Origin of the sequence: Microbacterium saperdae (assembly GCF_006716345.1) — a bacterium.
Lineage (GTDB): Bacteria > Actinomycetota > Actinomycetes > Actinomycetales > Microbacteriaceae > Microbacterium > Microbacterium saperdae.
The window spans coordinates 1,078,448-1,091,836 of the sequence record NZ_VFOX01000002.1 but is presented as its reverse complement, the minus strand read 5'-3'; the positions used below and the strand labels follow the sequence as shown (position 1 = coordinate 1,091,836).

11 protein-coding genes are annotated in these 13,389 nt (G+C 69.0%); 9 read left to right on the top strand and 2 right to left on the bottom strand.

What is annotated here, in order from left to right; genetic code table 11:
• Nucleotides 1-41 precede the first annotated feature (41 nt).
• From FB560_RS19745 to FB560_RS19730, 4 genes are read left to right on the top strand one after another with little or no spacing between them, the layout of a single operon-like run.
• Nucleotides 42-1,166, top strand: coding sequence for an AI-2E family transporter (locus FB560_RS19745; RefSeq protein ID WP_141874405.1), 1,125 nt, complete (start codon nucleotides 42-44; stop codon nucleotides 1,164-1,166).
• A gap of 14 nt (nucleotides 1,167-1,180) precedes the next feature.
• Nucleotides 1,181-2,563: a hypothetical protein gene (locus FB560_RS19740; RefSeq protein WP_188895050.1), complete on the top strand. Its 1,383-nt coding sequence runs from the start codon at nucleotides 1,181-1,183 to the stop codon at nucleotides 2,561-2,563.
• A gap of 21 nt (nucleotides 2,564-2,584) precedes the next feature.
• Nucleotides 2,585-3,319 carry an ion channel gene (locus FB560_RS19735; RefSeq protein WP_141874404.1) on the top strand — a complete coding sequence of 245 codons (735 nt, stop codon included), beginning with the start codon at nucleotides 2,585-2,587 and terminating at the stop codon, nucleotides 3,317-3,319.
• The gene (locus FB560_RS19730) at nucleotides 3,316-4,926 is read left to right on the top strand and encodes an MFS transporter (RefSeq protein WP_141874403.1); all 1,611 of its coding nucleotides are present in this window, start codon (nucleotides 3,316-3,318) and stop codon (nucleotides 4,924-4,926) included. Before FB560_RS19735 ends, FB560_RS19730 begins: the two co-directional genes overlap by 4 nt.
• A gap of 28 nt (nucleotides 4,927-4,954) precedes the next feature.
• On the opposite strand, the gene FB560_RS19725 is transcribed toward FB560_RS19730, so the two are convergent.
• Entirely contained in the window at nucleotides 4,955-5,959 is a 1,005-nt protein-coding gene (locus FB560_RS19725) for a LacI family DNA-binding transcriptional regulator (protein WP_141874631.1), read from the bottom strand.
• Between the two features lie 156 nt (nucleotides 5,960-6,115).
• Between FB560_RS19725 and FB560_RS19720 the strand changes: the two genes are divergently transcribed.
• The 5 genes from FB560_RS19720 (at nucleotide 6,116) to FB560_RS19700 (ending at nucleotide 12,093) form a co-directional block, all read left to right on the top strand.
• Entirely contained in the window at nucleotides 6,116-6,514 is a 399-nt protein-coding gene (locus tag FB560_RS19720; protein WP_141874402.1) for an L-rhamnose mutarotase, read from the top strand.
• On the top strand, nucleotides 6,511-7,677 hold the full coding sequence (gene rhaI, locus FB560_RS19715) for an L-rhamnose isomerase (protein WP_141874401.1): 1,167 nt from the start codon (nucleotides 6,511-6,513) through the stop codon (nucleotides 7,675-7,677). Before FB560_RS19720 ends, rhaI begins: the two co-directional genes overlap by 4 nt.
• Nucleotides 7,678-7,681: 4 nt before the next feature.
• Entirely contained in the window at nucleotides 7,682-8,518 is an 837-nt protein-coding gene (locus FB560_RS19710; RefSeq protein WP_141874400.1) for an alpha/beta hydrolase, read from the top strand.
• Nucleotides 8,519-8,540: 22 nt separating this feature from the next.
• A complete protein-coding gene (locus tag FB560_RS19705; protein WP_141874399.1) occupies nucleotides 8,541-10,577 on the top strand; it encodes a bifunctional aldolase/short-chain dehydrogenase in 2,037 nt (678 codons plus the stop codon).
• A 115-nt stretch (nucleotides 10,578-10,692) separates the two neighbouring features.
• On the top strand, nucleotides 10,693-12,093 hold the full coding sequence (locus tag FB560_RS19700) for a rhamnulokinase (protein ID WP_141874398.1): 1,401 nt from the start codon (nucleotides 10,693-10,695) through the stop codon (nucleotides 12,091-12,093).
• 250 nt (nucleotides 12,094-12,343) lie between these two features.
• On the opposite strand, the gene rhaS is transcribed toward FB560_RS19700, so the two are convergent.
• Entirely contained in the window at nucleotides 12,344-13,387 is a 1,044-nt protein-coding gene (gene rhaS, locus FB560_RS19695; protein ID WP_141874397.1) for a rhamnose ABC transporter substrate-binding protein, read from the bottom strand.
• Nucleotides 13,388-13,389: the final 2 nt, after the last annotated feature.

Here is a 13,389-nt window from a genome sequence, read left to right as displayed (position 1 = left end):
AGGGTGACGCGCCCGACGACGCCCGACCCGACGGTGCCACGATGAGCGACGTGACGACGCCCGCATCGGAAAGCCCGGAGCCTGCTCCTGCGCTCCGCATCCGACAGCGCCGCCCGATCCTCGCCTCGCTCGACCGCCCCCTCGCGTTGGGCTTCGCGGTCACGCTCGGTGCACTCGCGGCGTTCACGCTCGGCGTCGCCCTCACCTCGCTGTCGACGATCCTCATCTACATCGCGCTCGCGATCTTCATCGCCCTCGGACTCGATCCGGTCGTCAAGCGACTGGAACGGCACGGGATGTCACGCCCGCGGGCGATCATCGTCGTCTTCGCGGCCTTCACCGTGATCGTGCTCGTGGCGGTCGTCTTCGTCCTGCCCCCGGCGTTCCGGCAGATCGCCGAGTTCGTGCAATCGATTCCCGCGGCGATCATGCAGTTCCAGGCCTCCGACTGGTACCGAGGATTCGAAGCGCAGATCGGCGACGTGGTCGGCAACGGCCTCGACCAGCTCGCGGCCTTCCTCTCGGATCCGGGAAATCTGCTGGCGATCGGGGGCGGCGTGCTGGCTGTCGGATTCGGTATCGGCAACGCGATCTCCGGCACCCTGATCGTGATCGTTCTGACGCTGTACTTCCTCGCCTCGCTCACCGCATTCCAGGCCGCCTTCTACCGTCTGGCCCCGGCGCGCGAGCGCAAGACGGTCGCCGAACTCACCGAGACCATCACCGATTCCGTCGGTGCGTACCTGATCGGGATGGTCGCGCTCGCAGGGTGCAATGCGGCGTTCGCGACGATTCTGCACCTCGTGCTCGGGCTTCCTTTTCCGGCATTCATGGGCCTCGCTTCCTTCCTCATCACGCTCATCCCGCTCGTAGGACCCGTGCTGTACTGGATCTTCGCCTCGGTCATCGCGCTCTTCACCGACCCGGTGCTCGCACTGATCTTCGCCGTCCTCTACCTGATCTACATGCAGTTCGAGGCCTACCTCCTCACCCCGCGGGTGATGAACAAGGCGATCGCGGTGCCAGGCGCGCTGGTCATCATCGGAGCACTCGTCGGAGGCACCCTGCTCGGTCTGCTCGGCGCGTTGGTGGCGATTCCCGTCACCGCCGCTATCCTGCTGATCATCAAGCAGCTCGTCATACCGCGCCAGGATGCGAAGACGTGAGACCGGAGCTCCGAATGACACCGACGATCGAAGAGCTGCAAAGCAGACTCAGTGCGCTCGAGGCGGAGAACGCCGCGCTGAAGTCCGTGAGCCCCGAACCGACGCGCGCGCGAACGCCGCGCAGGTGGGGTCGCACGCTCCTCGCCACCGTGCTGATCGTGCTGGGCGCCCTGCTCGCACCGGTCGCCGTGGTGGCCACATGGGCGAACGTCCAGCTCACCGACACGGATCGCTTCGTGACGAGCTACGCCCCGCTCGCCGACGACCCCGCGATCCAGTCCCTCATCACCACACAAGTGGTCGCGGTGATAGAGGAGCAGATCGATGTCCCGGCCCTCACCTCCGATGTGATCGACGGGATCATCGATCTCGGAACGGGCGACCGTGCCACGCGTGCGCTCGAGTTGTTGAAAGGACCCGCTGCGCAGGGCATCCAGTCGCTCGTCGGGAATGTCGTGGCGAGATTCGTGGAATCGGATGCGTTCGCGAATGTCTGGGCATCCGCCCTTCGCGTGAGCCACTCCCAGCTGACCGGGGCGCTCCAGAACGATCCGAATGCGGCCATCGACCTCGGCGTCGACGGGACGATCGGAATCCAGCTGGCACCGATCATCGAAGCCGTCAAGCAGGCGCTCGTGTCGCAGGGGGTGGGCTTCGCCTCCTCCATCCCGGCGATCGACCGCACCATCGTCGTGGCGACCTCCGATGCGCTGCCGACCGTGCAACTCGCCTACGGACTCGCGGTGGCGGCAGGACTCTGGCTGCCCTGGATCTCGCTCCTGCTCCTCGCCGCCGGAGTCGTCGCCGCGCACCGCCGCTGGGTCGCAGGGATCGCCGCGTCGCTGTCGCTCGCCGCATCGATGGTGATCCTGTTGGCCGGCTTCGCGATCGGCCGTATCTTCTTCGACGCGGCGATGCGATCGGGCCCGGTGGCGCCGGATGCCGCGGGAGTGATGTTCGAGACGCTCACCGGTGCGATGCGCGACACCGCCATCGCCGTGCTCGTGCTCGCACTCGTGGTCGCGATCGTCGTGTGGATCAGCGGCCCGTTCGTCCTGCCCTCGCGGCTTCGCGGAGCCACGCACGCCGGTGCCGGTCACCTCCGCGCAGCCCTCGAGAGCCACGGGGTGACGACGGGACGCGTCGGTCGGTGGCTCTCCGCGCAGCGCACGCTGCTGAGGGTCGCCGTCGCTGTGATCGGCGCTGCCGTGGTGCTGCTCGTCCGTCCGATCACGCCGGGACTGGTCCTGTGGACCCTCGCGCTCGCGGCTCTGGTGATCCTGCTGCTGGAGATCGCGGAGCGCCCGCCGAAGGAGGCGTCGTCCACCTCGCCCGACGTGGACGATGCCGGCGCCGAGGTGCCGGTCGGCACCGGCGCAGCGGTGCCGGAGGACTGACATGTGGGCGGAGGCAGTCCCGTGACCGCTCCCGCCCGGCGCGACCGCGCTCGACGGCGGATCGTCGCACGCCTCAGCGCCGACGGGGCGCGCAGCATCGGATACGCGGCCATCCTCGCCCTCCTCGTCGTGTCCTACTGGTTGTGTGCGAGTCAGCGCAGCACCGACCCCAATCCGATCGCCTTCCTCCTGATCCTCGTCACGGTCGCCGTGGTGTTCCGCGTCACGGATACGCGCGCGTTCGTGCAGCACATCGCGTGGGCGGTGCTGTCGGTCGCGGGGCTCGCGACGATCGTGGCGACCCTCCTCGGCGCCGAGGGCCACACACTCGATGTCGTGCTCTCCGCCGCGTCGATGGTCGCGCTCCTGATCGCGCCCGCCGTGATCATCGGTCACCAGGCCACCCGTCGCGGGCTCAATCTCGAAGCCCTGCTCGCTGCGATCACGGCGTACGTCCTCGTCGGGCTGTTCTTCGCCTTCGTGCTGAACCTGCTCTCACAGCTCTCCGCGACGCCGACGTTCGACGCGACCGACGGCGATTCGCTCGCGAACCAGGTGTTCTTCTCGTTCACCACGCTCACGACCACGGGCTACGGAAACCTCGTTCCCGTCAGCACCGGCGCCCAGACCATCGCGGTCTCCGAGGCGATCACCGGGCAGTTCTTCCTCATCACGGCCGTCGCGCGCATCATGCGCGGCGCGACCGGCCCGACCACGGCACGCGATGCGCTGCGCACACCGAAGGAGACGCCATGAAGAAATGGGCCGTCGTCGGAGTGCTGGGCTGCGCGCAGTTCGTGATGGTGCTGGACGGCACCGTGATGAACGTGTCGATCTCGACCGTCGTCACCGACCTCGACACCAGCGTCTCGGCCATGCAGGCCGCCATCACCTTCTACACGCTGACCATGGCGGCCTTCATGCTGCTCGGCGCCAAACTCGGGGACGTGTGGGGGCGACGTCGCGCGTTCGTCATCGGCTCGTGCATCTACGCGGTCGGCTCGTTGATCACCGCGCTGAGTCCGAACGTGCAGTTCCTGTTCCTGGGCTGGTCCGTCATCGAGGGGCTCGGCGCGGTGCTCGTGATCCCCGCGATCGCCGCGCTCGTCGCCGACAACTACCGGGGCGCCGACCGCGTCACCGCGTTCGCGATCATCGGTGCGGTGTCGGGAGCAGCCGTCGCCGCCGGTCCGCTGATCGGCGGCGCCGTGACGACCTACTTCGACTGGCGCTACGTGTTCGTGGCGGAGGTCGTGATCATGCTCGCCGTCGTGGCCTGCGCGCGGATCATCACCGACGCCGGCACCAGGCAGAGCGCGCGCATCGACCTCCTGAGCGTCGTGCTCTCCTCGGTCGGTCTGGTGTTCGCCGTCTACGGCATGCTGCAGAGCAAGACCTGGGGGTGGATCGTGCCGCTCGCCAAGCCCGAACTCGGCGGCGTGCCCGTCGCCCCGCTCGGCATCTCGATGAGCGCCTGGTTCATGACGCTCGGCGGAGTGCTCATCGCGGTCTTCATCGCACGCCAACGACGGCTGGCGGAGCAGGAGCGTGCACCGCTGGTGGACGTGCGGATGTTCTCGATCGCCTCGCTCCGCAGCGGCCTGTCGGTGCTCGGCGCGCAGTACGCGGTGACCGCGGGGCTGTTCTTCATGGTGCCGGTCTACCTGCAGATGACGCTCGGACTCGATGCCCTGGAGACCGGCATCCGCATCTTCCCGCTGTCGGTGTCGCTCGTCCTGTTCTCGATCGTGGGCACACGACTGTCTCGACGGATGACGCCCCGTGCGATCGCCCGCACCGGCCAGGTACTGCTCGTCGTGAGTGCGGTCGTCCTGCTGGGCTCCGCGACGAGCGACCTGCGCAGCGGCCTCTTCGCCGTCGGGATGTTCCTCGCAGGGAGCGCCCTCGGGCTCCTGGCTTCGCAGCTGGGCAACGTGAACATGTCGAGCGTCTCGGAGTCGCAGACCAGCGAGGTGGGCGGACTCCAGGGAGTCTTCCAGAACCTCGGCTCCTCGCTCGGCACGGCGTTGATCGGCTCGATCCTGATCGGGGCGCTGTCGACGTCGTTCGCCTCCGGAGTCGCGCACAGCGATCTGCCGTCCGAGACCAGGGCCACCATCAGCGCGGCCACCGAGCACGGCGTCACGATCGTCCCGGCGACCACCGTCACGGCGATCGCCGAGGAGGCGGGCCTGAGCGACGAGGATGCGAGCACCCTCTCGGGCATCTACCGCGATTCGCAGCTGTCCTCGCTGCGCATCTCGTTCTTCGGCCTCATCCTGATCAGTCTGCTGTCGCTGCTGTTCTCGCGGGGCATCCCGACCGAAGTCGCGGTCAGACGCCGGGCGGGCGCGAGTCCCTGACACGGTGTCCCGCCGGTGCGATGCGGGTTCAGGAGCCGAGTGTGGAGGCCCGCGCGACGAGTTCAGGGCGGAACAGCACGTGCTCGCGCACCGGCACGTCCTGTCCCTGGCTCCGCACCAGCAGATCGACGGCGGTCGACCCGATCAGCGCCGCCGGCTGCCGCACGGAGCTCAGCGGGATGACCGCCGCCGCCGCGAAATCGATGTCGTCGTAGCCGATCAGCGCGATGTCCTCCGGCACGCGGGCGTCCCCGGTCATCACCAGGCTCTGGAGGATGCCGAGGGCGAGCAGATCGTTGGCGGCGAAGATCGCGTCGGGGCGTACTGCCGCTTCCCGTCCGAGGATGTGCCGTCCGATCCGGCGGCCCTCCTCGACGCTGAGCACCGTGGTCGCGATGAACTCGAGCTCCGCACCCGCCGCGCTCACGGCCGCCTGCGCCCCGGCGTATCGGTCGGACACCTGGCGCAGCGACGCGGGCCCTCCGACGAAGGCGATTCGGCGGCGTCCTCGTGCGAGCAGGTGCTCGGTCGCGAGCCGGCCGCCTTCGGTGTCATCCACGGATACGGCGGCGAACGCTCCGTCGACGGACTCGCGGTCGACCAGGACGACCGGGGTCCCCCTGTCACGGATCTGCGCCAGTTGCGGAGAACCCTCGTTCAGCGGGGTCACGAGCACACCGGCGACCCGCTGCTCCTCGAAGAGGTCGAGGTGCATCAGCTCCCGCTGCTGCTGCTCGTCACTGTTGGCGATCAGCACCGAGAGGCCGTGCTCATCGGCTCGCTCCTCCGCGCCGCGGGCGATCTCGGCGAAGAACGGGTTGCGGATGTCGAGCACCACGAGTCCGATCGTGCGACTGCGCCCGGCTCTCAGCTGCCGGGCCGCGTCGTTGCGCACGAACCCCAGTCGTGCGATCGATGCCTGCACGCGGGCCACCGTCGCAGGGGAGACCTTGTCCGGCCGGTTCAGCACGTTCGAGACGGTGCCGACCGACACTCCTGCGTCTTCGGCGACCTCGCGCACGTTGACCGCCATGAGACTCCCTGCCGCCTTCTCGAGATGCGCGGTGAAACGGATCATCTCGGCACGCCCATCCAGCGTCTCACGCCACCTTGACAGCCGTCAACGTATCGCTTATCGTCGATCACGAACCACTTTTGAAACGATTCATTCCCTCAATGGAGATGTGACATGACCCGCGTCGCCTTCCAGCTCCAGGTGCGCCCCGAGCTGCTCGACGAGTACCTCGCCCGGCACTCGCCGGTGTGGCCGGAAATGCTGGCGGAGATCGCCGCCGCCGGTCGACGCAACTACACGCTCTTCCTCGGCGACCGCGGCACACTCATCGGCTACTACGAGACCGATGACGACGCCGCCGCACAGGCGTATCTCGCGGCCTCTCCGGTCGCCGCACGCTGGGAGAGCGAGATGAGCCGCTTCTTCCTTGGGCTCGACGGCCGCCCCGACCAGGCCGCGACTCCGCTTCCCGAGGTGTTCCACCTCGAAGACCAGCTCGCCGCCAGCGGCGTGCACGCAGCATCCGACAACGACTCCGCATCCGACAACGACTCAGAAGGCAGCGCATCGTGAGCATCCTCTCCCCCGAACACCTCTCCGCTCTCGAGAAGCAGGGCATCGAACTCCCCAGTTGGGCATTCGGCAACTCCGGCACGCGCTTCAAGGTGTTCGGCACGCCGGGCACGCCCCGCGACCCGTGGGAGAAGATCGCCGATGCCGCCCAGGTGCACAAGTACACGGCGCTCGCCCCGTCGGTCGCCCTGCACATCCCGTGGGACGTGGTCGACTCGTACTCCGACCTGCGCAAGCACGCGGAAGACCTGGGCGTCGAGCTCGGCACCGTGAACTCCAACACCTTCCAGGACGACGACTACAAGTTCGGGGCCCTGACGCACGAAGACGCGGCGATCCGCCAGAAGGCGATCGACCACCACCTCGCCTGCATCGACGTCATGGACGCGACGGGCAGCCGCGACCTCAAGATCTGGCTGGCCGAGGGCTCGAACTACCCCGGCCAGGCCGATCTGCGCGGCCGCCAGGACCGTCTGCAGGAGTCGCTGCAGCAGATCTACGCACGCCTGGGCGATGACCAGCGCCTGGTGCTCGAGTACAAGTTCTTCGAGCCGGCTTTCTACCACACCGATGTTCCGGACTGGGGCACCTCCTACGCACAGGTGAGCTCGCTCGGAGACAAGGCGATGGTCTGCCTCGACACCGGACACCACGCCCCCGGCACCAACATCGAGTTCATCGTGATGCAGCTGCTGCGCCTGGGCAAGCTCGGCTCCTTCGACTTCAACTCGCGCTTCTACGCCGACGACGACCTGATCGTCGGTGCAGCCGATCCCTTCCAGCTGTTCCGCATCCTGTTCGAGGTCGTGCGCGGCGGCGGTCTGAACAACCCCGATGTGGCCTTCATGCTCGACCAGTGCCACAACGTCGAGGACAAGATCCCCGGTCAGATCCGCTCCGTGCTCAATGTGCAGGAGATGACGGCCCGTGCGCTGATCCTCGACCGCGAGGCGCTGACCGCGGCACAGAAGTCGGGCGACGTGCTGGCCGCCAACGCGGTGTTCATGGACGCGTTCTACACCGACGTGCGCCCGGCGCTCGCAGAATGGCGCGAGTCGCGCGGCCTCGCGGGCGACCCGATGGCGGCCTACGCGGCATCCGGCTACCAGCAGCAGATCGCGGCCGACCGCGTGGGTGGCGTGCAGGCCGGCTGGGGCGCCTGAGCGGATGACCGACATCGTCGTCGCGGGCCCGCACGGTCCGCTCACGCTCCGCCTCTACCGTCCGGACGCGCCCGCAGGGCCCGGTCTGGTCTGGGTGCACGGCGGAGGCTTCGCCGGCGGCGACCTCGACATGCCCGAAGCGGACTGGGTCGCGCGGAGCTTCGCAGAGCGCGGCATCGCCGTGGTCTCGGTGGACTACTCCCTCGCGCCGCTCGCGGCCGCGTGGGCCGAGGCCACCGGTCAGCCACCCCGGGAGGGCGTGCACTATCCGGTCGCCTCGGACGAGATCGAGTTCGCGTTCCGATGGGCAGCGGAGTCGGACCTCGCCGACGGTCCCTGGGCACTGGGCGGCGCCAGCGCCGGCGGCAACCTCGCGGCCGGCGCGGCCCTGCGCATGAGTCACGGCGACGGGCAGGGTCCCGCGCTCGCGGTGCTCGCGTATCCGACGCTGCACGCCGTGCAGTCGACACCGGATGCCGAGCTCCGCGCGGCGTTGGACGCGGTTCCCGAAGCGGATGTGTTCTTCCCGGAGGCCGTGCGTGGCATGTACGAGAACTACCTCGGTGCCGCCGCGGAGTCCGGTGACGTCTACGCGGTGCCAGGCACCGCGTCACCCGAGCAGCTCGTCGACTTCCCGCCGACGATCATGATCAACAGCAGCATCGACGAGCTGCGGGTCTCCGGCGAGGCGTTCGCCGAAGCCCTCCGCACAGCCCACGTCGATGTCGATGTCTCGACCGAGCCCGGCACCGGGCACGGGCACCTCAACCGACCAGAAGACGCCGCCGCCACCTCCTCGATCGAGCGCTTCGCCGCCCGCATCCTCGACACTTCTCGCTGAACAGACCAAGGACACGATTCTGATGACGAACCCGACCGCCGCCGCTCTGATCGCGCGCAGCAACCGCCTGGGCGCTGACCCGAAGAACACCAACTACGCCGGCGGCAACACGTCCGCGAAGGGGACCGAGACCGATCCGGTGACCGGACAGCCGGTCGAGCTGCTGTGGGTGAAGGGTTCGGGCGGCGACCTGGGCACGCTCACCGAGCAGGGTCTGGCCGTGCTGCGTCTGGACCGCATGCGCGCACTGGTCGACGTGTACCCGGGCCTGGACCGTGAGGACGAGATGGTCGCGGCGTTCGACTACTGCCTGCACGGCAAGGGCGGGGCTGCGCCGTCAATCGACACCGCGATGCACGGTCTCGTTGATGCCGCGCACGTCGATCACCTGCACCCGGACTCGGGCATCGCGATCGCGACCGCCGCAGACGGCGAGGAGCTGACCGCGAAGATCTTCGGAGACAAGGTCGTGTGGGTGCCGTGGCGCCGCCCCGGCTTCCAGCTCGGGCTCGACATCGCCGCGATCAAGGAGAAGAACCCGCAGGCGATCGGCTGCATCCTGGGCGGACACGGCATCACCGCCTGGGGAGACTCCTCGGAGCAGGCCGAGGCGAACTCCCTGTGGATCATCGACACCGCAGCCTCCTACATCGCGTCGAACGGCAAGCCCGCTCCCTTCGGCGGCGTGCGCGTCGGCTTCGAGGCGCTGCCGGAGGCGGAGCGCCGTGAGCGCGCGGCGGCCCTGGCCGGCACCATCCGCGGCATCGCCTCGACGGACAAGCCGCAGGTCGGCCACTTCACCGACGCCGATGTCGTGCTCGACTTCCTCGCCTCGGAGCGGGCTCCCGAGCTCGCCGCTCTCGGCACCAGCTGCCCCGACCACTTCCTGCGCACCAAGGTCAAGCCGCTCATCCTCGACCTCCCGGTGACGGCCACGGCGGAGGAGCAGATCGCCCGTCTGCACGAGCTGCATGCCGAGTACCGCGCCGACTACCAGGCCTACTACGACGCCCATGCGACCGCCGAGTCCCCCGCCATCCGCGGCGCCGACCCGCTCATCGTGCTGGTGCCCGGCATCGGCATGTTCTCGTACGGCGCGAACAAGCAGACCGCACGCGTCGCCGGCGAGTTCTACGTCAACGCGATCAACGTGATGCGCGGCGCCGAGTCGCTGTCGACCTACTCGCCCATCTCCGACGCCGAGAAGTTCCGCATCGAGTACTGGGCACTGGAAGAGGCCAAGCTGCAGCGGATGCCGAAGCCGAAGTCGCACCAGGGACGCATCGCCTTCGTGACCGGCGCCGCCTCCGGCATCGGCAAGGCCATCGCGACCCGCCTCGCGGCCGAAGGCGCCTGCGTCGTGATCGCCGACCTCGACCTCGAGAAGGCTCAGGCCGCGGCGGCCGAGCTCGGCGGTACCGACGTCGCGATCGGTGTCGCCGCGAACGTGGCGGATGCCGACGCGATCCAGGCGGCGCTGAACGATGCCGTGCTCGCGTTCGGTGGTGTCGACCTCGTCGTCAACAACGCCGGACTCTCGCTGTCGAAGCCACTGCTGGAGACCACCGAGAAGGACTGGGATCTGCAGCACGACGTCATGGCCAAGGGCTCGTTCCTCGTCTCGAAGGCCGCAGCCCGCGTGCTGATCGACCAGAAGCTCGGCGGCGACATCATCTACATCTCCTCGAAGAACTCGGTCTTCGCCGGGCCGAACAACATCGCCTACTCGGCGACCAAGGCCGACCAGGCGCACCAGGTGCGTCTGCTCGCGGTCGAGCTGGGCGAGTTCGGCATCCGCGTCAACGGCATCAACCCGGATGGCGTCGTGCGTGGCTCCGGCATCTTCGCCTCGGGCTGGGGCGCGAACCGCGCCGCGACCTACGGCGTCGCGGAAGAGGACCTCGGTCAGTTCTACGCCAATCGCACGATCCTCAAGCGCGAGGTCGTGCCGGAGAACGTCGCGGACGCCGTGTATGTGCTCACCGGCCCCGAGCTCAGCCGCACGACGGGCCTGCACATCCCCGTCGACTCCGGCGTCGCCGCCGCGTTCCTGCGATGAACGTCGGCCACCCCCGCCGGGTGCACGGGATCGCGTCGGGTGCACGACCGGTCGACGCAGTGAAACCGTGCACTCGCGCGGATGCCGTGCACTCGACGAGCGACGCGGCGCGCGCATGACCACGCGCACGGTCGCCGCCGTCGACCTCGGCGCCACCAGCGGGCGGGTCATGATCGGGCGCATCGGCGAAGGGGTGCTCGACCTCGAGCTCGTCTCACGCTTTCCGAACGGTCCTGTCGGACGTGAGGACGGCCTGCACTGGGACTTCGGCGCGCTGTACGAGCATGTGCTCGAGGGCCTCGCCGAGGCGGTGCGCCGCGAGCCGGGCATCGAGAGCATCGGGATCGACTCCTGGGCGGTCGACTACGGCCTGGTGAAGGACGCAGAGCTTCTCGCCGAGCCGTTCCACTACCGTGACGAGCGCACCGCACGCGGCGTCGCAGAGGTGCATTCGATCGCGCCCTTCGACGAGCTGTACCGGCGCAACGGACTGCAGTTCCTGCCGTTCAACACGCTGTACCAGTATCGGGTCGACGCGCACCTCGCCGAGGCCGACACCGCGCTGCTGATCCCCGACCTCATCGCGTTCCTGCTCACCGGCGCGGCCGTCGCGGAGCGGACGAACGCCTCGACCACGGGCCTCCTCGGCGTCATCGACGGCGAGTGGGACACGGCACTGGCCGAGCGCCTCGGCGTCCCTTCCCGCATCCTGCCGACGCTGATCGACCCCGGTACGACCATCGGCCGCCTGCGCCCCGAGCTCGCCGCACGCATCGGCAAGGATCTGCCCGTGATCGCGGTCGGCTCGCACGACACGGCATCCGCCGTGGTCGCCGCGCCCCTCTCGACACCGCACTCGGCGTACATCTCCTGCGGCACGTGGGGACTGGTCGGTATCGAGCTCGCCGCTCCGGTGCTGACGGATGCCGCGCGCGACGCCAACTTCACGCACGAGCTCAGTGTCGACCGGCGGTACCGCTTCCTGCACAACGTGACCGGGCTCTGGCTGCTGAGCGAGACCGTCCGGGCGTGGGAAGCGGAGGACGGTTCCGCGATCGACCTGCCCGCGCTCCTCGCTGCGGCGTCCGAGGTCAGCGGCGACGTGCCGCTCTTCGATGCGGACGACCCGAGCCTCAGCGCGCCCGGCGACATGCCCGCCCGTATCGCGGCGCTGCTCGGCGTCGACGCTCCCGCATCACGGCCGGCGTTCGCGCGGTCGATCGTGGAGTCGATCGCCACCGCGTTCGCGCAGGCCGTGCAGACCGCATCCGCGTTGTCGGGTCGCGAGCTCGACCGCATCCACCTCGTCGGAGGCGGCTCGTTGAATCGGCTGCTCTGCCAGGCCACGGCCGACCGCACCGGGCTGCCCGTGCTGGCCGGCCCGGTCGAGGCCACCGCGCTGGGCAATGTGCTCGTGCAGGCGCGAGCCCTCGGCGCCGCGCCCACGTCGCTCGAGGAGCTCCGCGCCCTCGTCGCCGCGACGCACGAGCCCGAGCGCTTCGACCCTCGGGCCTGACAGCCGGCGCTGACCCCGCCACAGATCCTCAGCCGCCGTCATCCGGTTCGCCCAAACCCACCGCGCCCGCCGAGACCCACCACCCCCGACGCTCGGGATGATGGGCCTCGGCGGGAGTGGTGGGTCTCGGCGCGCGCAGGGCCACCCCGACGCGCGACCCACCCGACGCGCGTGGCGCGCGGCGCGCAGACAGCGCGCACGACAAAGGGGGCGCCGGAGCAGAAGCCCCGACGCCCCCTCGCGCGACGACTCAGAAGTCGAACTCTCCGATGTTGTCGGCGTTGAACTCGAACGGGTCCCCCAGCAGCACGACGCCGTCGGCTCCGACGGTGTACTCGCCGAGGTCGCCCGCCGTGAAGGTGTCACCCTCTGCGCCGGTGATCTCGCCCTCGATCAGGGCCTTGGCGGCGAAAGCGGCCAGGTAGCCGAGGTCGGCCGGGTTCCACAGCGCGAACGCGGTGACGGTGCCGTCTTCGACGTACTCACGCATCTGGTTCGGGGTACCGAGACCGGTGATGGCGACCTTGCCCTTGAAGTCCGAGGTCGACACGTAGCGGGCGGCAGCGGCGATTCCGACCGTGGTGGGCGAGATGATGCCCTTCAGGTTCGGGTGGCTCTGCAGCAGCGCGGCGGTCTTGTCGAACGACGTCTGGTCGTCGTCGTCGCCGTAGACGGTCTCGACGATGGTGATGTCGGGGTACTCGCTGGCGACGTACTCCTTCATCAGGTCGATCCAGGCGTTCTGGTTGGTCGCGTTGGCGGATGCCGACAGGATCGCGACCTCGCCCGCGCCACCGATCTGGTCGGCGATCAGGTCGACCTGCACCTTGGCGATGCCTTCGGAGTCGGCCTGGTTGATGAACAGATCGCGGCACTCGGGGTTGGTGTCGGAGTCGAAGGTGACGACCTTGACCCCGGCGTCGCGCGCCTCGTTCAGCGCGTCGCAGATCGCCTTGGGGTCGTTGGCCGACACGACGAGCGCACCGACCGCCTGCTGCGTGGCGGTGTTGATGTAGCTGACCTGAGCGTCCGGCGTCGCCTCTGCCGGACCGACCTCGGCGAACGTGCCGCCGAACTCCTCGACAGCGGCCTTGCCGCCCTTGCTCGAGGTGTCGAAGTACGGGTTTCCGAGGTTCTTGGGCAGGAACGTGATCGACAGGTTGTCCGACCCGCCGCCTTCGCCCTCGGTGGATCCGCCCGAGCCGCTGCCGGTGTCGGCGCAGCCGCTCAGCACGAGCGCTGCGGCGACGGCGACCGCCGCGAACGCAGCGATCTTCTTACGTGCAAACGTCATTG